Source organism: Paenibacillus sp. FSL W7-1279 (assembly GCF_037969845.1).
Taxonomy (GTDB): Bacteria; Bacillota; Bacilli; order Paenibacillales; family Paenibacillaceae; genus Paenibacillus_AQ.
On the sequence record NZ_CP150215.1, the window covers coordinates 694,099 to 720,369 of the forward strand.

At 50.7% G+C, this 26,271-nt stretch carries 25 protein-coding genes; 16 read left to right on the forward strand and 9 right to left on the reverse strand.

Annotated elements, in window-relative coordinates; genetic code table 11:
- Positions 1–30 precede the first annotated feature (30 nt).
- The 5 genes from MKY82_RS02905 to MKY82_RS02925 all read right to left on the reverse strand — a co-directional run bounded on the left by MKY82_RS02905 (position 31) and on the right by MKY82_RS02925 (position 3,916).
- Positions 31–465 (reverse strand): DUF6376 family protein, encoded by a 435-nt coding sequence (locus MKY82_RS02905; protein ID WP_339295456.1) that lies wholly within the window; start codon positions 463–465, stop codon positions 31–33.
- A 307-nt stretch (positions 466–772) separates the two neighbouring features.
- Entirely contained in the window at positions 773–1,423 is a 651-nt protein-coding gene (locus MKY82_RS02910) for an amino acid ABC transporter permease (RefSeq protein WP_194540668.1), read from the reverse strand.
- Between the two features lie 42 nt (positions 1,424–1,465).
- On the reverse strand, positions 1,466–2,119 hold the full coding sequence (locus MKY82_RS02915; RefSeq protein WP_179090632.1) for an amino acid ABC transporter permease: 654 nt from the start codon (positions 2,117–2,119) through the stop codon (positions 1,466–1,468).
- Positions 2,120–2,259: 140 nt separating this feature from the next.
- Positions 2,260–3,069: a transporter substrate-binding domain-containing protein gene (locus MKY82_RS02920; protein WP_194540669.1), complete on the reverse strand. Its 810-nt coding sequence runs from the start codon at positions 3,067–3,069 to the stop codon at positions 2,260–2,262.
- Between the two features lie 97 nt (positions 3,070–3,166).
- Positions 3,167–3,916, reverse strand: coding sequence for an amino acid ABC transporter ATP-binding protein (locus MKY82_RS02925; protein ID WP_308116317.1), 750 nt, complete (start codon positions 3,914–3,916; stop codon positions 3,167–3,169).
- 170 nt (positions 3,917–4,086) lie between these two features.
- Between MKY82_RS02925 and MKY82_RS02930 the strand changes: the two genes are divergently transcribed.
- The 12 genes from MKY82_RS02930 to MKY82_RS02985 all read left to right on the forward strand — a co-directional run bounded on the left by MKY82_RS02930 (position 4,087) and on the right by MKY82_RS02985 (position 16,543).
- The gene (locus tag MKY82_RS02930; protein ID WP_220686736.1) at positions 4,087–5,268 is read left to right on the forward strand and encodes an acyltransferase; all 1,182 of its coding nucleotides are present in this window, start codon (positions 4,087–4,089) and stop codon (positions 5,266–5,268) included.
- A gap of 226 nt (positions 5,269–5,494) precedes the next feature.
- Positions 5,495–6,316 carry a cellulase family glycosylhydrolase gene (locus tag MKY82_RS02935; RefSeq protein ID WP_339295457.1) on the forward strand — a complete coding sequence of 274 codons (822 nt, stop codon included), beginning with the start codon at positions 5,495–5,497 and terminating at the stop codon, positions 6,314–6,316.
- Positions 6,317–6,328: 12 nt separating this feature from the next.
- A complete protein-coding gene (locus MKY82_RS02940) occupies positions 6,329–7,135 on the forward strand; it encodes a hypothetical protein (protein WP_339295458.1) in 807 nt (268 codons plus the stop codon).
- A 28-nt stretch (positions 7,136–7,163) separates the two neighbouring features.
- Positions 7,164–7,628, forward strand: a complete 465-nt coding sequence (locus MKY82_RS02945) for a pyridoxamine 5'-phosphate oxidase family protein (protein ID WP_339221361.1) — start codon at positions 7,164–7,166, stop codon at positions 7,626–7,628.
- A gap of 302 nt (positions 7,629–7,930) precedes the next feature.
- A complete protein-coding gene (gene cspD / locus MKY82_RS02950; RefSeq protein WP_006207896.1) occupies positions 7,931–8,131 on the forward strand; it encodes a cold-shock protein CspD in 201 nt (66 codons plus the stop codon).
- A gap of 96 nt (positions 8,132–8,227) precedes the next feature.
- Positions 8,228–8,464 carry a cold-shock protein gene (locus tag MKY82_RS02955; RefSeq protein ID WP_071222231.1) on the forward strand — a complete coding sequence of 79 codons (237 nt, stop codon included), beginning with the start codon at positions 8,228–8,230 and terminating at the stop codon, positions 8,462–8,464.
- A 187-nt stretch (positions 8,465–8,651) separates the two neighbouring features.
- Complete coding sequence (locus tag MKY82_RS02960) at positions 8,652–8,825, forward strand: hypothetical protein (protein ID WP_181469830.1); 174 nt, start codon at positions 8,652–8,654, stop codon at positions 8,823–8,825.
- Between the two features lie 336 nt (positions 8,826–9,161).
- Complete coding sequence (locus MKY82_RS02965; RefSeq protein ID WP_194540674.1) at positions 9,162–10,151, forward strand: ABC transporter permease subunit; 990 nt, start codon at positions 9,162–9,164, stop codon at positions 10,149–10,151.
- A 31-nt stretch (positions 10,152–10,182) separates the two neighbouring features.
- The gene (locus MKY82_RS02970; protein WP_194540675.1) at positions 10,183–11,064 is read left to right on the forward strand and encodes a carbohydrate ABC transporter permease; all 882 of its coding nucleotides are present in this window, start codon (positions 10,183–10,185) and stop codon (positions 11,062–11,064) included.
- Between the two features lie 139 nt (positions 11,065–11,203).
- A complete protein-coding gene (locus MKY82_RS02975; RefSeq protein ID WP_194540676.1) occupies positions 11,204–12,877 on the forward strand; it encodes an extracellular solute-binding protein in 1,674 nt (557 codons plus the stop codon).
- A gap of 182 nt (positions 12,878–13,059) precedes the next feature.
- On the forward strand, positions 13,060–14,985 hold the full coding sequence (locus MKY82_RS02980; RefSeq protein ID WP_339295459.1) for a sensor histidine kinase: 1,926 nt from the start codon (positions 13,060–13,062) through the stop codon (positions 14,983–14,985).
- On the forward strand, positions 14,960–16,543 hold the full coding sequence (locus tag MKY82_RS02985; RefSeq protein ID WP_339295460.1) for a response regulator: 1,584 nt from the start codon (positions 14,960–14,962) through the stop codon (positions 16,541–16,543). Before MKY82_RS02980 ends, MKY82_RS02985 begins: the two co-directional genes overlap by 26 nt.
- Before the next feature lie 141 nt (positions 16,544–16,684).
- On the opposite strand, the gene MKY82_RS02990 is transcribed toward MKY82_RS02985, so the two are convergent.
- The 3 genes from MKY82_RS02990 to MKY82_RS03000 form a co-directional block, all read right to left on the reverse strand.
- On the reverse strand, positions 16,685–17,455 hold the full coding sequence (locus MKY82_RS02990) for a metalloregulator ArsR/SmtB family transcription factor (RefSeq protein WP_220686732.1): 771 nt from the start codon (positions 17,453–17,455) through the stop codon (positions 16,685–16,687).
- A 377-nt stretch (positions 17,456–17,832) separates the two neighbouring features.
- Positions 17,833–17,985 (reverse strand): hypothetical protein, encoded by a 153-nt coding sequence (locus tag MKY82_RS02995; protein WP_009591875.1) that lies wholly within the window; start codon positions 17,983–17,985, stop codon positions 17,833–17,835.
- A gap of 187 nt (positions 17,986–18,172) precedes the next feature.
- Positions 18,173–19,042, reverse strand: a complete 870-nt coding sequence (locus MKY82_RS03000; protein WP_194540680.1) for an AraC family transcriptional regulator — start codon at positions 19,040–19,042, stop codon at positions 18,173–18,175.
- Positions 19,043–19,198: 156 nt separating this feature from the next.
- Here MKY82_RS03000 and MKY82_RS03005 point away from each other — a divergent pair, with 156 nt between their 5' ends.
- The 4 genes from MKY82_RS03005 (at position 19,199) to MKY82_RS03020 (ending at position 23,784) form a co-directional block, all read left to right on the forward strand.
- Positions 19,199–20,590 carry an MATE family efflux transporter gene (locus tag MKY82_RS03005; protein WP_339295461.1) on the forward strand — a complete coding sequence of 464 codons (1,392 nt, stop codon included), beginning with the start codon at positions 19,199–19,201 and terminating at the stop codon, positions 20,588–20,590.
- Between the two features lie 152 nt (positions 20,591–20,742).
- Entirely contained in the window at positions 20,743–21,285 is a 543-nt protein-coding gene (locus MKY82_RS03010) for a sigma-70 family RNA polymerase sigma factor (protein WP_194540682.1), read from the forward strand.
- Complete coding sequence (locus tag MKY82_RS03015) at positions 21,275–22,090, forward strand: hypothetical protein (RefSeq protein ID WP_220686730.1); 816 nt, start codon at positions 21,275–21,277, stop codon at positions 22,088–22,090. The genes MKY82_RS03010 and MKY82_RS03015 overlap by 11 nt, the downstream gene beginning before the upstream one ends.
- 473 nt (positions 22,091–22,563) lie before the next feature.
- Positions 22,564–23,784 (forward strand): asparaginase, encoded by a 1,221-nt coding sequence (locus MKY82_RS03020; RefSeq protein ID WP_339295462.1) that lies wholly within the window; start codon positions 22,564–22,566, stop codon positions 23,782–23,784.
- A gap of 192 nt (positions 23,785–23,976) precedes the next feature.
- On the opposite strand, the gene MKY82_RS03025 is transcribed toward MKY82_RS03020, so the two are convergent.
- Positions 23,977–25,977, reverse strand: a complete 2,001-nt coding sequence (locus MKY82_RS03025; RefSeq protein WP_339295463.1) for a S9 family peptidase — start codon at positions 25,975–25,977, stop codon at positions 23,977–23,979.
- Positions 25,978–26,271 lie beyond the last annotated feature (294 nt).

Genomic DNA, 26,271 nt, shown 5'->3' on the forward strand with positions numbered 1-26,271 from the left:
CTTCTATGTTATCGTCATGACCTTGGCAAATTACGGCTGAAGATTTTGGAGCATATCCATCGTTTCGTTAATTTTAGTGATGGTTTGAACGATGTTGGAATTCTGGAAGTCGGTCACTCCGTTCTGGATTTGATCCATGTAGCCGTTGATGTCGGTCAGCAGCGTGTCGTTTAAACCGACCAGCTGTTCATGGATGGACTGCGCAAAGGCAGGGGCATTAATGCCATTAAACTCCGAAATCCGGGTTTTCATCGCCTCGAGCTCTTGGGTCAGCGTTTCCTTGGCATCTGTATTCGTGGCGGCCTGCTGGGCAAGCTCCGGAATGGACTCGGCAAATTGGGTTGTTTCATTTATAAAAGTGGTGGCTTCCTTCGTATAATCCAAGGAATTGTTCACGCTGTCCACCAAGGAACAGCCGGAGAGAACTCCCAGAACAAGTGAAATTAACAATAATCTTTTGATCATTTCTCATCCTCCTGTCGTTTAAACGCAGTTCTTATACGTTGTATACGTATGGCAAGGAGAATGGTTGTATTTTTTTCGTAGTCTCCTTTTTGGATGATTATGTATTAGACGAGGAGGATTTCGCCATTGTTGCAGCGTTACTTGGAAATAAGTATCAAATTCTTAGTTTCTGCCGGAAGCGCAAATACCCCGCAAGCCAAAATGGCTGCGGAGCAGGGTTGAACCTGGGCGCGCGTATCGCGGGTCGATTGCATTTTTCACGATGATGGTTAGTAGTTCAGAATAGAAGCAGGCACAGCAGGCCAGGTTAGATCTGTCTTGCTTCCAGCCGTCTGGCGATGACGGACAGAAGATAATTCAGCGTGAAGTACAGCAAGGACGCAAAAACAAGGGCGGGTATTACATAGTCATAGCTGGAACCGCTAAGAATCTGCACATTGCGCATCAGCTCAGGCAGTGAAATGATTACGGCGAGCGATGTGTCTTTAATGAGCGAGATGAACTGGCTCACCATGGGCGGGGACATTCGGCGCAGCGCCAGCGGGAGAATCACGTGCCGCAGTGTCTGCATATAAGAGAGACCCGAGGCCCGGGCCGCTTCAATCTGGCCTTTATCCACCGATACGAGGCCGCTGCGGACAATTTCGGCGATCATGGCTCCTTCAAAGATGCTCAGGCCGACGACGGCCGCCCAGAAGGTGGGGATTCGAATCCCGGTCTGCGGCAGAACCATGCCGATGAAGAAAATGATCAGTAAGAGCGGCAGATTGCGGATTATATCCACGAATATGGCCGTTGTCCTCGACAGGAAGGGTGTTTTCGTATATCTCACGGTCCCGAGCACGGTTCCAATGATGAAGCTGAATACAATGGATAAGCCGGCAACCTGCACCGTGATCCAAAAGCCTTGAAGGAGATATCGCAGATTCGGCCAGGAGTACGCACCGATAAAATCCATCTCATGCCACCTCCTGTTTATTAGGCAAACTTGCTTTTAACGTCAATTGCTTCTCGCAAAGCGGCGCTCCATGTAATGGACGGCCAAGCTGAGCGGTATGGTCAGGAGCAGGTAGAACAGGGCCACAAACGTATAGACGGGAATGCCTTTGAAGGTGCTCAGGTTAATCAGATCGGCATAATACATCAGGTCCAGTCCGGCGATAACGCCGAGGACCGAGGAGTTTTTGACCAGATTGATCAATTGATTGCCGATCGCCGGCAGTACGATTTTGATCGCCTGCGGAAGAATGATGTAGCGCATATTCTGGATATAACTCAGCCCGGAGGAGCGAGCCGCCTCCGACTGTCCGGAGGGTACCGCCTGGATCCCCGCCCGAATGGCTTCGGCAATGAAGGCGGCCGTATACACCATCAGCCCAAGCGTACCCGAAGTAAACGGGTCAACCGGTATGCCGAGAGAGGGCAGGCCCAGGAAAAAGAAAAAGACAACCACCAAGAGCGGAATGTTGCGGATAAACTCAACATAGATGGCGCCGATGGCTTTCAATATGCGGAATGGGGCAATCCGCAGGATAGCGATCAAGGTGCCCAGCACCAGGCTGCCGATCAGCCCAAGCAGGCTGGCGAGAATGGTCTGGCCCAGGCCAGCCATGAATTGATCCCAATGCTGAACCAGAATGTTAAAATCCCACAAGGTCAAAATGCCTCACCTCCAATGGGGGATGATGGTCGTTTAGCCGGTCAAAAGTAGCCAGGCTGTTCCGCCCGATAATAGGGGGGAACCTGATTGGAGCCATGACACCTTAAGCCCGGCCGACCATTATATGCTTGCGGTTATTCCGGTTTTACGCCCATCCATTGCTCATACAGTTTGTCGTATTCGCCGCTATCCTTCAGCTCCTTCAACAGCTCGTTGACGGTTTTCACGAACTCCGGATTCCCTTTTTTGATGGCCATGCCGTAGGGTTCATCCGTAAAGTTGCCGCCGACCAGCTCAAAGCTCGGGTCCTGCTGCTGCATGCCGAGGAGGATGGAATTGTCGGTGGTCAGGGCATCGCCCTGTCCCGCTTTGAGGGCGGTGAAGGCGTCCTGATAGTTCTCGAATTCGAGAATGACCGCGTCGGGCGCTTTCTCGCGGATATTTTGCGCAGAGGTAGAGCCCTTTACGGTAAGCACCTTCGTATCCTTGTTCAGGCTTTCCAGACCCGTGATCGGGCTTCCCTTCTTCACGAGCAGCGATTGGCCGGCTTCAAAATACACATCGCTGAAGTCCACCTGCTCCTTGCGCTCCTCCGTTATAGTCATCGTGGCGATAATGATGTCAATGTCCCCGTTCTTCAGCATGTCGATCCGGGTTTTGGAGGTAACCTCCTTCAGCTCGACTTTGGTCTCGTCACCGAGAATTTTTTTGGCCAGCGCTTTGGCGATGTCGATATCAAAGCCCTCCACATTGCCGGAGGCAGGGTCCTGCAGCCCAAACAGCTTCGTATCATATTTCACCCCGGCTACAAGCTTGCCCCGTTTCTTGATCGCCTCGAGGGTGTCCGTATTCCCGGAACCTCCGCATCCGGATGCGACCAGCATGATGACTAAAGCTAGCAGGGCCGCGCTCCACTTGAAGGTCCTCGTCAATCTTTTCTTCATACACCAGATCCCCCTTAAAGATATGATTTCTCTTACTAAGCAAGCTCCTAAAGAGCCAAGCGGCAATTTCTTTCCGCCCCTACGCACCAAGTCCGGGTTAGTGATGCAGCAGGCGGCTCAGGAACGCCCGTGCTCTTTCTTCCCGCGGCTGATTGAAAAAATCGGAGGCGGGCGCATCCTCGATAATCCGGCCTTCGTCCATAAAGACGATTCGATCCGCGGCTTCGCGGGCGAAGCCCATCTCATGGGTAACCACGGCCATGGTCATGCCTTGGTGGGCGAGTGAACGCATGACATCCAGCACTTCGCCGATCATCTCCGGGTCGAGTGCGGACGTCGGTTCATCAAACAGCATAATCTTCGGGTTCATGGTCAATCCGCGGGCAATGGCAACCCGCTGCTGCTGGCCGCCCGAGAGCTGAGAGGGATAGCTGTCCGCTTTGTCCGCAATTCCGACTCGCTGCAGATACGTCATTGCTTTTTCCGTTGCCTCCGCTTTGGACATCCCCAGCACCTTCATGGGCGCGAGAATGATATTGTCGATCACCTTTTTGTGCGGGTACAGGTTGAAATGCTGGAAGACCATCCCGATATTTCGCCTGAACGTATTAATGTCGATCTTCTTGTCATGCAGCTTGACGCCATTCACGACAAGCTCGCCATCCGTAATGCTTTCGAGCCGATTGATGCACCGCAGCAGCGTGCTTTTACCTGAGCCGGAAGGTCCAACGATGACAACGACTTCCCCCTGGGAAATGGTCAGGTCGATTTCTTTCAGAACATGGAAGGTTCCGAAAAATTTGTTGACACGGCTAAATTCAATCAGTAGAGATCCCCTCCTATTCACTTCGAATTGGACGCTTGCATCATGTAAGCTTGTGTCCTGTCTTGGTGCCAGGCCCTTTTTACACTGGTATGGCAAAGGGAGCTTGTTCCATGCCACTTTTAGGAAAATTTAGTATCCAAGCGGTGGGGAGTGAGATATAATAGGGGGCGTATTCATATGAAGGAGGCAACATGGATAAACGTGCAAAAATAACCGAAATCGACCTGGTTCGGGGCTTTGCGATGATGGGCGTGCTGATGGTGCATGCGACGTCGTTCGCCACAGTTCAGATGCGCGGGGACGATTTTTTTGGCTTGTATAACTTCTTGAACATATTCTCGAAGGTTGGAACGACGACCTTCATATTTCTGAGCAGCTTCGTGCTGTTTTATAACTACTATCACCGTCCGTTCAGAGGCCGTGACCTGGCGCGGTTCTTCAAAAACCGGCTGATGTATATACTAGTGCCGTACCTGCTGTTCTCGGTGATATTTTTTACGGTGGCCTGGTATCATCGCGGAGGCGAGCCGAATCTGGCGGCAATGCTGGAGAGTTTCTGGCCCAAGCTGGCAACGGGGAAATCTTACACGCACTTATATTTCATCTTCATTAACATCCAGTTCTATCTGCTGTTCCCGCTCGTGCTGATGCTGCTGAAGCGATTCCGCGGCTTCGCGGCGGTCTGCGTGCTGGTCGGCATTGTACTGCAGTGGTTGTTCTATATCGGCAATGATGCCTGGTGGGACGTAACGAACCGGAACAGCTGGTCGCTGTCGTTTCTGTCGTATTATTTTCTCGGGGCATGGATCGGTATTTATTATGACCGGGTCAAGGATTGGCTAACTTCAACGAAGTTTGCCGCAAGACCGGCGCTGCGCAAGCTGGGCTGGATCGTGCTCTGGGCAGTATGGCTGGGCGCCGCGCTGGTGCATATCGGCCTTCGATACAATCAGCGGCTGCTGGGGACGGAGTATCATCCACTGCTCTACGATGCCTTCTGGAATGTGCATACGTTGACCACCGCACTGGTCATGCTTCAGGTTGCTCTCCATTTCGGGAATAAGAGGGCATGGTGGTTGAACGGGTTCAGGCGGCTCGGCGTGTATTCCTTCGGTGTGTATCTGGTGCATCCGCTGGTTCTGCTCCTCTACCGGGACTTTCCTCCGCAGACGGAGAACTCCTGGCTGCTTCTGGCGTGGTATGCTGGCGGACTTATCAGTGCACTTGTGGTCTCGTATATGGTGGTGTACAGCATGAGTCGTCTCGGGAGCTGGACCTGGATCTTCTTTGGTAAACTGCCGGGCGGCTTGCGGAAGGGAAGATCACCAAGTCACCCTGTTCCGGCCAAGCCGGTTACGGAGGTTTCTTCGTAAGATTGATAAGTGGAAAGGTGCAATCCTCGAACAGAGGAGAGCGCCTTTTTCTTTTGCCCGGGTGGCGATATTTCAGAATGATACCCTGATTTTCGGCAATGAGGCTTATCACTAGGGACGTCATGTTATATTTTGTTTGATGTTCGGTCTGTTGGCGGAAGGAAGTCGTTGCTAAGCACAGGTCAATTACATTCGTTACAGACATGATAACCGGAGGGGTGCCAATATGAAGGATACCAGAGATTCTTTAGTAAACGGTTTCGTTAAGGCGGACGGCCAACGTTTAGTCAATGGGGAGGGTCAGGAAATTCTGCTGCAGGGAGTCGGACTTGGAAGCTGGCTGCTGCCGGAAGGATACATGTGGAAAATGCCGGAGCAGGGAGACCGTCCGCGGCGTATCGAAGGCATGGTCAGGGAGCTGATCGGTGAGGAGAAGGCGGCTGCGTTCTGGGAGACCTATTACGAGCGTTATATCACGGAAGCCGATATCCGGCAGATGGCTTCAGAAGGCTTCAATTCCATTCGAGTACCGATCAATGCGAGGTTCATTATGGAGGAAGGGCAGCACCCGCCTTTTGTATATCATGAAGGTCATCTGAGGCTTATTGATCAGGTGATCGATTGGTGCAGGACGTATTCGCTGTATGTTATTCTGGATTTGCATGGCGCGCCAGGCGGACAGACCGGCGCCAATATCGACGATTCCGAGCGGGATTTGCCGGAGCTGTTCACGGACCGATGGAACGCGGAGCGGACGGTGGCGCTATGGCGCTTGCTGGCGGAACGCTATAAAGACGAGTGGATCGTGGCCGGTTACGACCTGCTTAACGAACCGCTGCCGGACTGGTTCAGCGAGTACAATGACCGGGTGATGCCGCTGTATAAGGAAATCACCGCGGCTATACGCGAAGTGGACAAGCGCCATATGATCATTTTGGAAGGCGTCCACTGGTCTACGGATTGGAGTATTTTTGACGACAAGTTTGACGATAATTTGATGCTTCAGTTCCATAAATACTGGAATAATCCCGACACGGAGAGCATTTAGAAATATCTGGATTTGCGCGAAGAATGGAATGTGCCGATCTTCATGGGTGAAGGCGGCGAGAATAACCCGCAGTGGTATACGGGCGCATTCCGAATGTTTGAGGACCATAACATATCCTGGAACTTCTGGACCTGGAAGAAGATGAACACTCAAAACTCACCCTTCTCGATTCGCATGCCGAAAGGCTGGGAGAAGCTGACGGGTTACCTGGAAGGCGGAGAGAGGCCCTCTTCAGCTGAAGCTGAAGCGATTCTGGGCGAATACCTGGATCATCTTCCGCTGGCAGCTTGCGATGCTTACCCGAACATATCGCGGTCGTTGCTTCGCCGGCTGCCCATTCAGATTCCGGCGGAGTTTTACGGATATCGGGGCGAGGGCGTTTCGTATCATGTTGAGACAAAGGCCAGCCAGGATATCGGTTTCCGGATTTCTGACGGCGTTCCGATGCGAATGATGACGGGCAAGGCAGAGAAACCAAGCTACGCTCCGGAAGGCGGCAAGCCGTGGATAGAGGATAATCTGGTATGCGTGCAGCTCCGGGAGGGAGATTGGCTCGCTTATGCTGCGAATTGCGCTTCCGCAGACATCTTTCATCTGGATATTCGGGGACGGATTTCCGAGGGTATGGTGGATATCATGCTTCAGATCGGGGATCGGGAGCCTGAGCTTATCGCCTTGTCTGATTCTGGCGAAGGACAATGGCAAATCCATAGAGTGGTTGAGGCTATGCCGATTGAGGAAGGTCCTGTGGATCTGGTGTTCATGGTGAATAAGGGCCGAATCGAGCTGGATTGGCTGGAATTTACCGAAGCGCGTTAAAATTATAAGTTGAAGGGGCGATGGCGCTGTGACGGAACAGGCCGCAATATCGGAAGGGCTGCACCAATGGCTGGATGGAAGTAATCTGGAATCGAAACAGCACGAAGCGATGATGCTATTGAGCGTAACGGAAGAGGGATGGCCGCATACGGCCATGCTCAGCGTAGGGGAGGTCTTGGCCTTGGACCGGAGCCGACTCCGGATTGCATTATGGCAGGGAACGGCTACGACAGGCAATCTCCTTCGGTCAGGACAGGCAACCTTGGTGGCGATTCATGATGGAGCGGCCCATTATGTTCGGCTGCGTCTTCAAGCGCTTCCCGATCTGCCGGATGCCCGGCATCCGCTGCAGCGTTTTGAAGCCACGGTCGTGGCTGTTCGGGAGGATATCGCGAAGTATGCGGATATCACATCGGCCGTGAAGTTTCAGCTGCACGACCCCGGTGAAGTCCTGCAGCGCTGGAAGGAAACGCTGGAGGAATTGCGGAAGTAAACGTTTACGCGCAAAAACCTGCTTAAGATCTAGGCTCCCGGCATATGCCGGGAGTTGTATATGCCTGCCATGCCTAATCGGAATGATGCCGAAGAAAATAACTTTAATTTTTCCGCAGAATCTTTTGCTTTGGTATTTGCTATCGGCAGTCAAATGTGTTAAGATATGAATATCGAAATCGACCTGAATTCACATATTGTAGAGGGTTGTCATTTCTGGTAACCTTGTGCAATATGTGAATTTTTTTATTCCGTCTGCGAAGAAAAAAGGTCATGTAAATATATATCAAGGAGGATTCCCCCATGCAAACAGGAACTGTTAAATGGTTTAATGCTGAAAAGGGCTTTGGTTTCATCGAAGTTGAAGGCGGTAACGATGTATTCGTTCACTTCAGCGCGATCCAAGGCGACGGCTTCAAAACGCTTGACGAAGGCCAACGCGTTGAATTCAACATTGTTGAAGGAAACCGTGGACCACAAGCTGAGAACGTTGTTAAATTGTAATTACAATTGAAGACTGCCCTTAATGTGTGACATTAAGGGCAGTTTTCTTTTATACGGCGTTTCTATTTTCTAAGACGAGAATAAGGAGGAGCGTTCATGTATTCGCGTAAAAACTCGATGGAGAGTATTCCTGAAGAAATAACGGAAGTTTGGGCATGCACTAAGGAAGACTGCAAAGGGTGGATGCGGGACGATTTTGCGTTCGACACGGAACCGGTATGCCATTTGTGTCAATCCCCTATGGTCAAGGAAACGAGAAGCCTGCCGCAGCTAGTTAATACCAACAAACAACAGAAATCTCTGGCTAAGGGGATTCAGATCGAGCGCAAATAGCAGCTAATACCTAGAGAAAGCGCTGGGCAAACACAAATTCTTCTTGAAGCTACCTTCGGATTTTATGGTAAATCCGTCTATTTCTGTTTCATTGGAAGGAGAATGGTTAGTAATACGTGTACCCTTTCATTCTGATTCAGAATGATTTTACGGATAAGGGACGCAAAATTCAAAGGAGTGAAATGTATTGAACACGCAAACCGAGGTACTGAAGAGGAACATTGACAACATGATCATCCAGGATAACCAAGGCGGCTTGAACGATCAGGAGAAATTCATCATGCAGAAGCTGATGCGTGAGAAATACCAACAGGAACACGAAAGCAAACAGGAACAACGTGAGGAAGACAAAGGGGAATAACTGGGAAACCGTTTGATATACGTGACGAAAAACGATAACGCCGCCGTAACGATCCGATGGATCGCTTGTGGCGAAAGATCGTTAGAGCAAGAGGAAAGGCATGAATGGCAGCTGTGGAGGCTGCTGTCCATGTCTTTTTTTGTGTCTGGAATGAGTAGAGGGTACAATATTTCGTTTTGAGTTGCATTATTTCGTAAATAGCGAAGTGTACCCGAAAAATGAGCCCCTTGAAACGAAATCTGAAACCTTTCGTGCAGAGAAAGGACGATCTACAATATAAACATAGAGAATGTAAAGGTTTTCAAAATGATAGGATCAACCTGGAGGTCATAACCCATGCAAAATCAACTTCATGCCGACGTTTCCGAAACCGGTGTCGGTCCCTCGATGGAGCCTTCTGTACAGAAGAAGCTTGACAGAAAAAGATGGCTCAGAAAGCTCTACGGCCAACGACATCTCCAAATTATGGCGCTGCTCGGCGTTGCGTGGATGATCATCTTTAACTACATTCCGATGTATGGTGTCATCATTGCATTTAAGGAATTCAATATCGTGAAGTCCATCGGCGAAGCTCCATGGGTAGGGTTGGCGCACTTTAAGGAGTTTTTCTCAGACGAGGACTTTAGGAACGTTATGCGGAACACGCTCGGGATCAGCTTGCTGAAGCTGTTTATCGGATTTCCGCTTCCGATCATATTTGCACTCTTTCTGAACGAAATCCGGTCTGTTCGATACAAGAGGACTATTCAGACGATCTCTTATCTGCCTCACTTCTTGTCATGGGTCATTCTGGGCGGGATTCTGATGACCTGGCTGGCGGATATCGGGATTATCAACAATATTTTGATGGCTCTGCATATGATCGATGAGCCGATCACGTATCTGGCTGAACCGAAATATTTCTGGGGAATCATTATCACCTCGGATATATGGAAGGAGCTTGGATGGTCCGCGATTATCTATCTGGCGGCCATTGCCAGCATTTCGCCTGAAATGTACGAGGCGTCGACGATAGATGGCGCAGGTCGGTTTCAGAAGATGTGGTACATCACCCTTCCCAGTATCAAATCGACCATATCCATCCTCTTTATTCTTGCGGTTGGTGGTGTGCTGAACTCCAACTTCGATCAGATTTTGGTGCTCCGAAACACGCTGAACGAAAGCGCGAGCAACGTCATCGATATTTTCGTGTACCACACCGGGATGCAGAACGGACGATACTCCTACGCGCAAGCCGTTGCATTGTTCAAGTCCGTCATTGCGATTATCCTGCTGTTGATCGCGAACAAGGTGACCAAAAAACTGAACGACACATCACTATTCTAGCGAGACCAGCAAGAAGGGAGACGAATAATCCATGTTTAAACGCAGAACCAAAGGCGAAGCCTTCTTCGATATATTCAACAATTTCGGCATGCTGATCGTATGCTTTCTGACGATCTACCCGATCTGGTACGTGCTGGTGAATGCCTTCAATGACGGGCAGGACGCCATGCGCGGAGGAATCTACTGGTGGCCGCGGATGTTCAGCCTCGAGAATTTCAGCGCGGTGTTCCAGAGCTCCGGCATCATGACGGCGATGGGCATCACCGTAGCCAAAACCGTGATCGGCGTGTTCATCCACGTCCTCTTCACCGCGATGGTCGCCTATGCATTCTCGCGGAAGGGACTGATCGGCGGCAAATTCTATATTTTGCTCGGAACGGTGACGATGTTTTTCGGCGGCGGACTGATTCCGACCTATCTGTTGATCAAGGATTTGAATATGCTCGACAGCTTCCTGGTGTACATTATTCCGTTTATGTTCAGTTTCTTTGATCTTATCATCTTCATGACCTTCTTCCGGGAAATTCCCGACGGTCTGGAGGAGGCGGCAAAAATTGACGGGGCTAATGACTGGTCCATCTTCCTCCGGGTTGTGCTGCCTGTATCCATGCCGGTCATCGCGACAATCGCATTGTTTCACGGGGTATTCCAATGGAACGATTATTTCACTGGTGTCATCTACATCAACAATACGGACCTCCAGCCGATCCAGACGTATCTGTATAAAGTCGTCGCTCAATCCAGCTCGAATCAGATGATGGCTCAGGTGCCGGGCGGGGTTGCCAAGACGGTCACCTCCCAATCGATCAAAATGGCGACCATGGTCGTAACGACGGCGCCGATCGTATTCGTCTATCCGTTCCTGCAGCGATACTTCGTCAAAGGGATGATGATCGGCTCCATTAAAGGTTGAATCACAAAATGTTCGTTGATGTTTCCTTCCCATCTCCCGGAGAGACCCGGGGAGGGGAAATCTTACCGGTAGCTTCTCTTGCCTAATCCGGCGGGAGTTCTATATAATCATATTTTTAAATAAGAAAAGGGGTAAACACATGAGCAAGATGCTTAAGCCAAAGAGCCTTCTGTTGTTGATGTTCGCACTGGTCATGGCCTTTACAACAGCATGCTCGTCCGGCGGTGATAATAGCGGCGCGTCGGAAAAAGAAAAAGAGGAAGACAAACCGGCAGAAGAAGTGAAATTGACTCAGGATCAGCCGGGATGGGCAGTCGATACCTCCCCGATTACGTTTGATTGGTACATCAACTTCGCCTGGTTCCCGAACAAATGGGGCGAGGATATTACGTCGCAATACGTAACGAAGAAGACGGGGGTTAACGTCAACTTCATCGTACCGGCAGGGAACGAAGTCGAGAAGATGAATACGATGATTGCTTCCGGCACACTGCCTGATTTTATTACGCTGGGATGGTATGAAGACGCTGTCAAAAAAATGATTGAAGGCGACCTCGTTCTGCCGCTGAACGAATTGGCAGACCAATACGATCCGTATTTCTATAAAGTAACCGACCCTGCGAAGGTGTCGTGGTACACCAAGGATGACGGCAATATTTACGGTTATCCGAATGCCTCCTCTTCACCGAAGGACTATGAGAAGTTTGGCGATAACATTACCTCCAACCAAACGTTCTTGGTCCGCAAAGACATGTATGAGGCGCTCGGAAGCCCGGATATGCGCACACCGGAAGGTTTCCTGAAAGCGCTTGAGGATGCCAAGAAAATGTTCCCGGACGTGAACGGACAGCCGCTCATTCCGTTCGGATTGCATGATTTCCATGAAAAAGGAAACAGCTCCCTCGAGGGCTACCTGCAGAACTTCCTTGCCATTCCGCAGGATAAAGACGGAAAGCTGTACGACCGCAGCACCGATCCGGAATATGTAAGATGGTTGAAGACGTTCCGTATGGCGAATGAAAAAGGTTTGATGTCCAAGGATATTTTCGTGGATAAACGTCCGCAGATGGAAGAAAAAATCGCACAGGGCCGCTATTTCGCGATGCTGTACCAACGCAGCGATATGGCGAACCAGCAGAACGCATTGTATGCAAACGATCCGAACTCGGTCTACATTGCAGTGGACGGACCGGCTAACTCCAACCTGGATCAGCCGACCTTGTCGGGTCCTTCGATCTCCGGCTGGACGGTAACCCTCATCTCCAAAAACGTAAAAGACAAAGCGCGCGCCATTCGCTTCCTGGATTACCTGATCTCCGAAGAAGGCCAGCGTGATACTTACTTGGGCGAAAAAGGCGTGACATGGGATACGATTGACGGCAAAGACCAATTCCTGCCTGAGGTAGCGGAGCTGCTGAACAGCGACCGCGGCGCATTCGACAAAAAGTATGGAGCATCCCACACCTTCTGGATGATGATGGATAACAACGTTACGCAGCCTTGGATGCCTGCTGCCGTCGAGCCGTTTAAGCAGATGGAAGACTGGACTCGCGGCAAGACCCAGAGCTTCTCGCAATTCGATCAGTTGGATCCGGATGCCAGCTCCGAGGAAGGCATCATTAACGACAAGGTAATGAACGAGTGGGGTAAAATCCTGCCGAAGCTGATCTTTGCCAAAACGGATGCCGAGTTCGATCAAATTTGGAACGATTACCAAGCGAAGCGTGAATCCCTCGGTTTCGCGAAAGTACAGGAATTCAGACAGAAAGAATACGAAGAGAACGTCAAGAAGCTTGAGGAATTCCTGAAGTAAGGATGATCCGCTCAGGCGGATGAACAGAATAAGGACTTAAGGTACCCTATTATCGATATTGTCGAAATAGGGTGCCTTTTGTCGCATCACGAGCTAATATAGGAGGGTATCCGATCGGCTGATGCCGCCTTTTCATACTGGGCTCGGCTGCGGTCATTCATAGAAAACGGGATGTGACAGTCATGATGACACGAATAAGATCGCTTATTCAATCGTTTGCTTATTGGTTTGGCCGCAGATCGATGCAGAGCCGTTTGGTTGCTGCCTATATCTTGATTTTGCTGATTCCGAGCATTATCGTGTCGAACTATTTTTTCAAGCAGATTCGGGATACCTATATCAGCGATGCGCTCAACCAGAACTCGTTCCTGCTGGAAATTGAGAAGATGAACATGCTGAATCAGATTGAGGCGATTGAAATGGCCGCACAGCTGGCGATTTCGGATGACGGCATCAAGGATTATCTTCGAATCAATGAAGAGCCCGAGCCGGCGTGGCTGATCGATTTGGCTCGGGGGCCCTTCAAGGACATCCAGCGGATCCAAACCAACAATCCGAATATTACCCACCTTCGGTTATACACAAACAACGCAAACGTGACGGAAATGTGGCCGATTATTTTTCAAGAGAAACGGATCGCAAGCGAGCCGTGGTTCCCCAAAGTCAAGGAGTTGGACGGCGGAGAGATGTGGATATTCAACCACCGCGATCCCGATATTCTGCAGCGCTACGCTGCCGACGTGTCCGAGGAGCTGCCAAAGGTGTCCTTGATTCGCCAAGTCCATAGCGGGGATTACAGCAGCGTGATCCAGGTGGATATGCTGCTCAAGTACTTTGCTCCGAAGACCTTTGCCGGTATCGTGGATAACAGCTCGCAGATGGTCATCGTCGATCAGGAAGGGCAGCTGTTCATGGACCGAAGCCAATCGTTCATGAACAGTCACGAGGGACTTCGAGGCGAGGTGGAGCTTCAGTTCGCTAAGCTGAAGCAGGAGGCGGGCGACTCCGAGAAGACCATACATGCCAGGTTTAGCCTGGACGGATCCTCGTTCTTGCTGATCGCGACGCCGATGGAGCGGCTTCATGCCCATGTGCTGAATGTCGTTTCTCTGGAAGGGGCGCTGAATAACGTATCCAAGGCCCAGGGGCAGATTATAGCGGCGAACATTGTATTGATTTTTCTGCTGTCGATCATTACGTATTACCTAAATTCCATTATTCTGAAGAGCCTGCGCCGTTTAACGGAGACGATGAAGAGAGTCCGCAAGGGAGAAGTTACCGCAGCCATTACGATTCAGGGGGGCGGCGAGGTTGGTGAACTGGCGCATCATTTTAACAAATTGATCCGCACCATCAATGAACTGATTGCCCAGGGCGTACGCAAGCAAGCGGTGACCAAGGAGGCGGAGCTGCGAACGCTGCACAGCCAGATTGATTCTCATTTCCTATACAATACGCTTGAAAATATTAAGATGCTGGCCGAAATCGAGGGGCAGCGGACGATTTCGGATGCGTTGACCTCACTTGGCGGGATGATGCGCTACAACTTCAAGTGGTCGGGGGAGTACGTTAAATTGAAGGATGAAATTCGCCATATCCGCAATTACATTGATGTCATGAATATCCGGTTTGACGAGCCAATCCGGCTTGAACTCAATATCCCGTCCGAATTCATGGAGCTCGAGGTATTAAAAATGTCGCTGCAGCCCATCGTGGAAAACGCCGTTAAGCATGCCTGGCCCGAGTTCCCGGATCAGGAAAAGCGAATCAAGATCGATGCCATTGCATGGGAAGAGGATCGGATCACGATTAACGTTACGGATAATGGCATCGGGATGGAGCCTTATCGACTGGGCAGGCTGGGCGAGATTCTTCGAACGGCGGACAATGAGGAACTCCCTTCCGTAGATTACGGGCACGGTGGAGTGCAGGCTGGAGGAATCGGACTTCGGAATGTGCACCAGCGAATCCGGTTGTTCTACGGGAATGAATATGGAATCGAAGTGAAGAGCGAAGAGGGGAAGTTCACGCAGGTGACCATGACATTCCCTAAGGTTCTGTTAACAGGAGGAGGCAGTGGACATGAGAAGTCTGATGATCGTGGATGATGAGAAGAATATCCGGTATGGACTGAAAACGATGATTGAACGGGAGTTCCCGGATCAGTACGAGATCCGCCTGGCTGCCCAAGGGCAGGAAGCGCTGGACTCTTTTCGCGAAGAGCCGGCCGATATCGTCATTACAGACATCCGGATGCCGGTCATGGACGGGATACGCCTGATTGAGGCCCTTGCTGAACTGGAAGGAACATTGGGGGTTAAACCCGTCGTTCTGATCCTGAGCGGATATGACGATTTTGAATATGCCAAGGCGGCGATCCGCTATCAGGTAAAGGAGTATCTGCTTAAGCCGATTCGACGGGATGAACTGTTCGCCGCCCTTCGAAAGACAGAAGAAGTTTTGATCCGGCAAGCGGAAGTGCACAACCGGGTGGCCGCCAGCGAGGTATATCTTCAGCAGCTGCAGACCCATCGGCTGAAGGAGCTGCTGGAGCTGCCGCAAGGACTGGGGCTGGATATGGAAGCTGCCGCGAACGAAATCGGATTTGATTCGTTTGTGAAGCCATTTCGGGTAGCGGTGATGAAATACAAATACGAAGACGGTAATGCCATGAACAAGGATGAGCTGAAGCAATTGATGGATAACATGAGGGCTTCAGTGGAAGGGCGGATCAACGCTTGCTTTCTGGACAGCAAGGGGAGAGTCGTGCTCATTGGCAGTCCGGACGGACAATTCGAAGAGCTGGCACGGCAGTTTGCCGAGCGGGAGATGGACGGGCTCTTCGTGGGCATCAGCCGGGAAGGCATCCGGATCGAAGACATCCGGATGGGTTATACTCAGGCGCTGACCGCCCTGAGTTATACGTTCATCCATCCCAACGTCAAGCTGATGAGCCATGATGATATTCAGGGGGAGCTGCGCACGTATCCGGTGCCGGAAGAGAGTATCCGGAAGCTCGGCAACATGCTCGGCACGGAGCGGGAGCGGGAGATCAAGGCGCTGCTGCTGGATATTTTTCATATCGAGGATATGCCGCATGTGGCCATCGATTATTTGGAACATGTCAGCAAGCGGATCAATGAGCAGGTGCTGGATGAGGTGTTCCGCGTGTACGGGGAATCCATGGTGGAAGTGTTGAAGTTATACCGAAAGGTGGGGACAATGGACAATTACCGTCATTTTCACACCTATTTCAGAAATTTGGAGCATCTGCTGCTGCACGTGAATGAATATGTTAAAGGGATTCGTTCCGCCCACAGCGAGCATTCCGAGATCAAGGCAGCGGTAAGTTACATGGAGGAGAATTACCACAGGCCGCTGAACATGGCGATGGTCAGCAATTATGTGTCTTTGAATTATTCTTATTTCAGTGAAGCATTTAAGGCCCATACGGGGGAGAACTTTGTGGTATATCTTAAGAAGCTGCGGATTACGAAGGCCAAAGACCTGCTTCAAGACGGCACCATGAAGCTTGCGGACATTGGTAAAGCGGTCGGCTTTGAGAACACCAAGCAATTCTCTCGTGTCTTTAAGGAGCTGGAAGGGATCTCGCCGCATGAATACCGGATCAAGGTACAAACAGGTCCGGGACTGCAGCAGGAGTAGGTAATGCAAACGCGGTGAGGAGGAGACAACTGAATCCTATTGTCATATAAGAGGGGAGAACCTTGGCCGTCAAGCGGCAGGGTTCTCCCCTCTTATATAAACGGGGGGATTTTACATCCGATCCCGTTTTACCGGTTTACGCTATTGTTCACTAGTAAGCGTTGAACCCGTTTCTAGTAAGGTTTTCAATCCCGATAGTACGATCGGCAAGCCTAACTTGAGTGTGTTCGCCGTATGTTCGGCCTGATCAAACTCATCATGGATAACCGTTACAAGGGTTACACCGCTAAGCTCCGCATGGGGATCAATTTCCCACGTAATACGTGAGAGACTCTCGCTGGCCGTATCTTCGTTTATTAACATCCTCCAACTCAGAACCAGCTTATGCGGAGGGTTTATGCTTAGAATGGTTCCTTCTGCTTGAACCTTGCCTTGGGGGTTCTTAAGTTCGAAAGGAGAGCCAATTTCCCAGTTGGATTGGATAGAGCAGTTGTACCAGAACTTTGATGTCTTGGCCGGATCGGTAATGGCGTGCCATACTTGCTCGGGCGCTGCTTTAATGGCAATTTGGTTTACATGTCGAGGTTTTTGTTCCATATTCGGTTCACGCTCCAATTCATTTTTAAGGGATGACAATTCCATGGCCCAAGGCTCAGCGTATTTGCTGACCCACCGGTCGTATATTTGTCGGATCGGCACGGAGTTCAGATAATGCAGCTTCTCCCTGCCGACCTTTCTCGTTGTGATAAGGCCGGCTTCCTCCAGTATATGAAGATGTTTCATGACACCGAATCGGGTCATCTCCAGGGGAACACAAAGTTCGCTTAAACTTTGCCCATCTGTTTTATACAGCAGATCCAAGAGTGTGCGTCGGCTGGGATCCGCCAGTGCTTTAAAAATTTCATTTTCCAATCGTTGCATCTCCTTCTTAACAACATGCTAAGAAAATCCAAATGGCTATTTACATGTGACTAAATGGTAATGTGTTATAAACGTGACAGTATAGTCACATATTATCATACAACGAATCGTTTGTCAGCTTACGGCATTTGAATGGACGAATGGGGAGGTATATCGAGAATTTCTGGAATCGGAGTGATATGGATAGCACCGATATGTGGCGCCAAATTCGAGGCAGCTAAAGATTCGGCACGATCCAGTCCTATTGACTGGGTCGTTTATTTTGCTCACCGAAAAAAAGACACCGGGTCGGCTTTCCAGGGACATGCCTGGAATTCGCGATCGGGTGTCTTCTTATATGCAGGATTATGTAATCCCTATAATATTATTTATTGAGCTGCGGTCTCTAATGTGGACAGCGTCATTTCCATTTTGCGGGTGATTTCTTTCTGCCATTTCACGTCTCCAAGTTGGATCGCGAGGTTCAACAGGTCCAGATAATCATCCATTTGCAGAGAACAGCGGCGGGAAGTCGTTTTCATAAGTCAATCGGCTCTCCTTTATATATAAACTCTTCAAGCGAAAAGCGTGTAAACCTGAGTATAAATACATTCTCAACACATTCTCACTTGTCCGGTAATGATAATCATTATCATGTGGTTAATTCTCATTATAAAGGCTTCCCGCCCAGGTTGCAAGCGACTTTCTTGGATTTTGCGTAAAAAAGAATTAATTCATGAAGAACCGCTGCCTATATTTGCGCGGCGAGATCCCTTCCTGCTTCGTAAAGCAGGAGGTGAAGTAGGCCGCATGATTGAAACCGACCTCCTCCGCAACCCGGCTGATGCTGAAGTCCGTCTGCATCAGGAGCATCTTGGCTTGTTCGATCCGATAGCGCTGCAAATATTCAACGGGTGAACAGCCGAATTCCTTCTGCATGCAGCGTGCAATATAGACAGGGTGGAAGTTGATGCGGTCGCCCAGCTCCTGCACCTTGAACTCTTCGCGATAATGCTTCCGCAGATAGGCCGCGGCCCGCTCGGCGCAAGCGGAGGAAGGAGAGGACACCGGTGTATCCAGTGCGGCGGCCAACTGCTCGATGAGCTCTTGGAACACCACCTGCTGCCGCCACAGAAATTTAGCTTGGTGACCGTACTGAACCAGCGAAGACATGGTAGCCAGAAGCTCCAGGGCCTTTTCCGGTTGAGGCAGGGTGCCGAATTGGGGGATGTTGACGGAAAAATAGTTTGGCGTCATCGCCTTTAACTCCGGAGCCTCTTCTCGTCTAGGCGCTTGGCAGGCCTCATCTGCATGCCAATTCCCGGAGGTTTGGAAATGAAGCCAGTAATAATCGGTCTCCTCCGTGCATCCCTTCGTGCCGAAATGATGCGTATCGGGACGCAGGATGAGGAACATGCCGGGTTTGATTTCATAAGGAATGCCATTCTCCGTGACATGGAGCTGCCCCTTCATGACCACGAGCAGATCAAAGATGCCAATGTTTTTGCGGTTGGGATGTCCGCTGTGAACAGGAGCGCGGGTAAGCCCGCTATTGATGTATTCCGGCAGCGGCGGAACGGTAAAATTCAGGATCGTCATAAGAAAGCCCTTTCGTGATTCGCGAGGTTTGAATTTTGATAGTTTTCGTTCGGAAAATGATATTATAACTCCAGTATACCATCTATAATTTGAGAAGGTTAAAGACCGTTTCATCATGAATTGTGTTTAACCCTTACATCATGGGTGGAGGTTGGAATGTTGGATAAAAACACAAGCAAATTTACATTATGGGTTCTCGCTTGGCCCATATTTATCGAGCTGTTCCTGCAGTTTTTGCTGGGAGCGGTGGATACATTGATGGTCAGTCGGATTTCCGACGATGCGGTGGCTGTGGTTGGCTTCTCCAATCAGCTGTTTCAGGCGATGACGACCCTGTTCATGACGGTTGCCAGCGGTGCCGGCATTCTCATTGCCCAGAAGATCGGTTCGCATCGAACGGGAGACGCTCGAACGATCGGCATCATGGCGGTGAGTGCCACGACAATCATCGGATTGGTGTGCAGCGTGATATTGTTTGCGATGCCGGAGGCTATCGCTTCGATCCTCCAGCTGCCGGAGCATCTGCTTCCGCTAGCCGGAACGTATATCTCCATTGTCGGCGGCGGGATGGTGCTGATTGCCATGATGGCTACGATGAGCACCGTCATCCGGAATACCGGTAACACGCGTGCGCCGATGTATGTAGCGATCGGAATGAATATCATTCACGTTATTATGAACTATGGGTTTATTTTCGGCGCTTTCGGGTTCCCGCAGTGGGGGCTTACCGGCGTCGCGATCTCGACGGTGGTAAGCCGGCTGCTCGCTGTGCTCTTACTGCTGTATATATTCCTTCGTTCATTTGAATACCGGATCAAGTGGAAGGAATTCCGCGTGTTCAACCGTCCGCTGTTCGGTGAAATTCTGAAGATCGGATGGCCGCTCGGCATCAATATGTCCTGCTGGGTGTTCACGCAGCTGATCATCTATTCCTTCATTGCAACGCTGGGCGCTGCCGAGCTGGCTGCGCGTACGTATATGAATACACTGGAATCCTTCTGCTTCCTGCTGGGCTCATCAATCGCGATGGCTGCCCAGATTCAGATCGCGCATCTGTTCGGCGCGGGCCGGATCAAGGAGGCTTATCGGAGCGCGTACCGCGCGCTGGGCATCGGGGCTGTTTACGTTGTCGTCAATGCCTTCCTACTGTATGTGTTTGGGAAGCAGCTGCTGGGGCTGTTTACGGACGATAAGACAATCATTGCGATCGGGGCCTCGCTCCTGGGCATGAACCTGATTCTCCAGCCTGGCAAAATGCTCAACATGGCGCTCGGGAACTCGCTTAATGCCGTCGGAGACACGAGGTTTACGATGTACATTTCCCTGGGCTCGATGTGGCTGGTCGCCACCGTGCTCTCTTATGTACTCGGCATTCACATGGGGTGGGGGCTTATCGGCATATACTCCTGCATGATTGCCGACGAGTATTTGCGGGGTGTGCTGTCCTTCTACCGCTGGCGCGGGCAAAAACACCTGCGGAAGGCAGAGCGAGTCGAGCCGGTGAATCATCAGGGGACGTCAATGGAGCCGATGCCAGCGCAAGCGTAATGATGGGTTTTGATATGAAAAAGGATACTTCGGCCGTGCGGCATCGGGGTATCCTTTTTTTGCCATACTAAAAAATAATGCAATCGAAAACTTTTTAACCGCATGACGGGGTATTGTAAGTGATTGGCCAAGTGAAAGGAGGAAAGCGCGGTTTGGTACACGACCTTATACAACGACTAAAGACGGAATACAGTGACGAATTGTTTGAAGAACTTTACCGGTTATACGCGGATCGGGCGATTCGAACGGCTACCGCAGTAACCGGAAGTCCGGCAAGCGCTGCCGACGTGGTCCAGGAAACGTTCATCCGGGTATACCGTAACCTCGGTGCCTATGATGGAAGCAAACCCTTTGACCCGTGGTTCAACCGGATTCTCTATAACGAATGCAATCGGTATTTGAAGAAACATGCGAGAGTGGTGCCTTCCGAGATATCGGAGGAGAGGGATCTTCCCTCGGAAACCGACACCTACGATTTTGACCGGCATGGCGAGGTATATGAGATGGTGCAGCGGCTGGATGACCAGCACCGGATTCCCGTTATCTTGAAATATTTGAATGATGTTGCCGAGAAGGATATCGCGGACATGATGGAGCTCAACATCAACACGGTGAAGTCCAGATTGTTCAAAGCCCGAAAGAAGTTGAAGGAATGGATGCTGCAGAATAGGGGAGGGGATCAGCATGGGACGTGATCCATTGGATCAAGAGATAACGGACGGTCTGAAAAAGGGTACGGATGACGCGATGCGACATAAAGACGAGATTTGGTTGGCGATTAAGGAGCGGATTCATAGCGAGCAAGCCCGGCGGTCTGCGGAATCGGAGACTTCCTTCGCGCCGCGGGAATCGAAAGGGCGCCGCCGTTCGGGACGAAGAACTGCCGGATGGATTGCGGCAACCGCCGCTGCGGCAGCCATCGTGCTGACCGTCAGCTTTCAGACGGCGCCGGTTCAGGCGTTCCTTGATCAGGTGAAGGAATGGTTTGCTCCCCAGAAAACGGTCGAGCAGGAGCTTGAAGGAACGCCGGAAACCAGCGTGGATCAGCTGCATGAGGGTGCCGATTACGTGATTTATATTGATGAGAGCCGGTTTAAAATGATTCATGAATCGGGCGTGGACCGCATTGAATTGAAGGAGAAGCCGACGGATGACCGCTATCCGGAAGTGTTCATGGAAATTTCGCAGGAGGGCATCGATGCCAAGACGGCAGCGGAGCGGATCCAGACGGAGCTGCAAGAATATCCGAAGGTTGAATCGAATCCCGTGGATGAACCGATTCAAGGCTGGGAAGTGCGTGCCATTGGTGGAACCGGCGGTAAAGAGTGGGATGACCCGGTGATACGATATTATGTGTTCGATAACGGGCAGGGCGGCAGCTTTGTTGTGAAGCAGCAGTATTTCCTGGAGGCCTCCGAAGGCTTCGGCGCACGCTTCCATAACATGATGAAGGAATTCCACATTACGACGAATACCCATGCTGAGTCTGACATCGAATAGGATTTTCAGTTTATTGATTGCTTTTAATGAGAACGCTCGGTAGAGGTCACAACTCGAACGATTAATGTGGTGGTAATCACTATGGCAAATCTCGCATGATGATACCGTCATGAGCTTATATCGATAAATAACAGCCATATACAGGGATAGCCCAATCGCATGATGGGGGCTATCCTTTTTTTATGTTCAAAGATTTAAAGATTGGGTTAGAAACGCTAAGTATAATAGTTTGATGTAATGTTATATAACATATTTGAAGTCTATTATATATAATAACACTTCCCTATTACTGGATTATATTATTTTCAATTCATTAAAATAGGCTGATAATACAGTTATATTTCTGTATTTCTTCAATTGTAAACGCTTTTCCTATAATATGTCCGGTTTGTTATATTAAATAACATTAAATAGAATAACTCTAACGAATACATATTTATGTGTTATATATTGTAACATTAAGGGAGAGTGCCATGATGAAACCAAAGTCAAAACGTCCTTTAGCGGTCTGGAGTACCGCTGCATTCACCGCTTTTGTTATTTCTTTATCACCTGTTGGAACCTATGCGGCACATGCTGCAACGGTGACGGAAGTGAAAGGAACGGTTAGTACGGCTCCGCCCGCACAGACCCCTGCAACGCCGGGAAGGAATACGACGGTACCTCCGCTATCGGAAGCTTCCAAACAATCGACAAGGCCGAACGTGCTGGTCATTGCTACCGGCGGCACTTTGGCAGGGCAATCGACGGATGCCACCAGCTTTCAATCCTACCGGGCGGGTACGTTGAAGATTGAGGACATGGTCGGTGAGCTTCCCAATACGGACAAGATTGCGGATATCAGCACGCTCCAGTTCGGCAATTCGGGATCAAGCGCGTATACCATGGCGGATCTGTATGATTTGTCCCGGACGGTGGACCATGCGCTTAAGGTCTATGACAGTGTCGTTGTAACGACGGGGACGGATACGATGGAAGAGATTGCGTACTTCCTTGATCTGACGGTACAAAGCGACAAGCCTGTAGTCATTACCGGCTCTATGCGGCCTTGGACGGTGATCGGTTCCGATGCGCAGGCGAATCTGTACAATGCCATCAAACTGGCTGGAAGCGGCCGCACGGAATCCTTCGGCACGGTGCTAATGCTGAATGATACGATTCATCTGGCGCGCGGCGTAACCAAGACGAATGACTACCGTACCGACACGTTTGAGACGCCTATGCTGGGTGCAGTCGGATATATCGATGATGAGAATATTCGGATATACCGTGCCCCCCTCCGTGCGATGAAGGCGGAAGGTGAAGGCAAACCAGTATTTGATCTGAGCAGAATCACAAAAGAGGACCTGGCGAAGGTTGAAATTGCAATCTCTTATCAGGAAGCCGGCGGTGGTGCCATTAAAGGCTTTGTGGCAGACGGAGCTAAAGGCATCGTCACTTCCGGCACCGGCGCAGGCGGCATCTCGAGAGAGATGAGCGCGGCCCGCAAGGAAGCCATCGAGAAGGGGGTGGTTTTCGTAACAACGACCCGTACAGGCTCCGGTAGCGTATACGGCGGAGGTGAAGGCATCATTTCAGGCGACAATCTGAGTCCTCAACAAGCCCGCGTACTGCTGCTGCTCTCCCTGTCCTTTACGGATGATTTCAATACCATTAAGGGTTGGTTCGCAACCTACGGAACATCTGAAGTGTAATCTCAGACTCAGTCATTTTTTTAGCTGCTCATTATTCCTACTGAACCATGTAATTCCTTCCACCAATTATATTGCCGCCAGGGTTGCCTGGCGGTCTTTTTTTGACGGTGTATATTTCGTCTAATCAAAGAACCATCCCCATATAAGCTGCTCATAGAGCAAGTTCACACGGGGATGGTTTTTTAATTTCGTTTATTTTTCGATATGCTCCACAAACCAGTGGATAATATGACTTAAGCGTTTCACCCGCAGATGCGGGTGGCCGCTTCGGGACAAGTTGTGATCGGCACCAGGGAAACGGATGAACTGAGCTTCCCGGCCAAGTCGCTTCAAGGCAATAAACAGCTGTTCTCCCTGTTCGATCGGGCAGCGGAGATCCTGTTCTCCGTGAAGGATGAGAAGCGGCGTATGGATGTCCTTCACGTAAGCGAGCGGGGAATGCTTCCACAGCTTCTCCAGATCGTCCCATGGATTGCCCCAGATCTGATCCTGCGTAAAGGTGTAGCCGATATCGCTGACGCCGTAGAAGGAGATCCAGTTCGATATCGAGCGCTGGGTTACCGCTGCCTGGAACCGGTCGGTATGACCGACGATCCAGTTGGTCATGAAGCCGCCGTAGCTGCCGCCGGTTACGCCAAGTCGGGAGGCATCGACATAGGTATAGGTATCCAGAACATAATCGACAGCTTCCATCAGATCCTGGTAATCCCGTCCGCCGTAATCTCCCCTAACGGTATTAACGTGTACTTGACCGTATCCGTGGCCACCCCGAGGGTTGGTGTAGAATACCGCATAACCGGCTGCAGCCAGCAGCTGGAACTCATGCATGAACGTATGCCCGTACATGGCTTGCGGACCGCCGTGAATTTCAAGCACGGCCGGAACTTTGGCGCCTTCCGTGAAGCCGGCAGGCTTCATGATCCACCCTTGAATCGGCCAGCCGTCCGACGTCCGGAACGTAAAGGACTCCGGCGTGCTTAACGTAAGCTCGCTCCACAGCTCCTCGTTGCAGTTCGTCAGACGTTTCTCCTCGTTCTTAGCGATAGAGAAGCTGAACAGATCACCGGGCTGCAGCGGGTCAGCCGCAGCAAACACTACGTTCTCCTCCGGTGTCAGAGCGAATTGGTACACTTCGCGTTCACCCGATACCACCAGCTCATAGGATGAACCGTCCAGGGCAAATCGTCCAATATGGACGCCGCCATCCTGGCTGAGCTGGATGTACACGGATTGGCCGTCCCTACTGAACAGCGGAGGCGTTCCGGCTCCGGCCCTCATGTCGCTGACCGCGGCGTGCCCCAGCTGAATATCCATGTCCGTGAAGAGCACGCGGGATTCTCCGCCGGAGAGCGGGATCAAGTGGATTTTGGTCAGCGTGGCAAAACCGCAGCTAAGATCGCTGGCAAGCACGAGCATATACTGCCCGTCCGGGGTGAACGCAATGGAGCCGATCGAGAGAGTTCCATCCGTCAATTCGGTTACGGATCCGCTGGCGAGGTCCATGACAAACACATCGTCCGTCAAACGAAGATCCGGATCCGGGAATTGCTCCGTGGCAAGGCTGCTGCTGTATGCGATGCGGGTGCCGTCCGGTGACCAGGCGAAGGCTTGTATATCAAAATCTCCTTCTGTAATTTGTGTGCATTCTTCCGTTGCCGGATTCACGAGGTATAGATGATGTCGACGTTCATTCCACAATCCGGGCCCATCGGCTTTATATTTAATGCGATTAATGATTTTTTCCTCGGGCAGCTTGTTTTTACCGTCTTTGTCTAGCTCCTCGCCTTCAGTAGTCTTCCCCGCGTCTGCCTCGCCTTTAACAAGCAGGCGTGTGCAGTCCGGTGACCATTTAAAGGCGCTGACTCCGTGCTTCAAGTCGGTAACCGGTCTTGCTTCCCCTCCGTTGGCAGGCATGATCCATATCTGTGGTTTATCGCCCTTTTTGCGCAAGAAAGCAAGCTCCGACCCGTCCGGGGACCAAGCGGGTGCGGCATCCGCTTCGCCCGACGTGTAGGGAACGTCCTGGTCTCCTTCTGCAGGAAGCAATCGGATATGGGAACGGTAACCGTCGAACTTTTCGCTGACGGATTTATGTACATAAGCTATGGCTCCGCTAGCTGGAGATACGACAGGGTCATTCACCCAGTGCATCCGGTACAAATCCTCTGGCGTTATGAGTCGCTTATCAGTCATGAATCATCCTCCTAATCTTCTTGTATGAGTTAAACATCATTATCCCAGATAATGGCATGGAAATCTAGAAGAAAAATGAGAGGGGAGATGCGGACGTTTCGTACCCAATGCTAGTAAAATAGAGGGGGAATTACAATAATTATAGGGTGTAATACGGAGGTTGTTGAACTGAAAACAGCGAATTAATTTTCAACTGGTCAATTTAGAAGCGATACGGTGCGCTTTTTGTTATAATTGAGACAGACTCTCAATTAGGAGTATGTAAAATAAAACCAACTATATATAGCTCAGGAG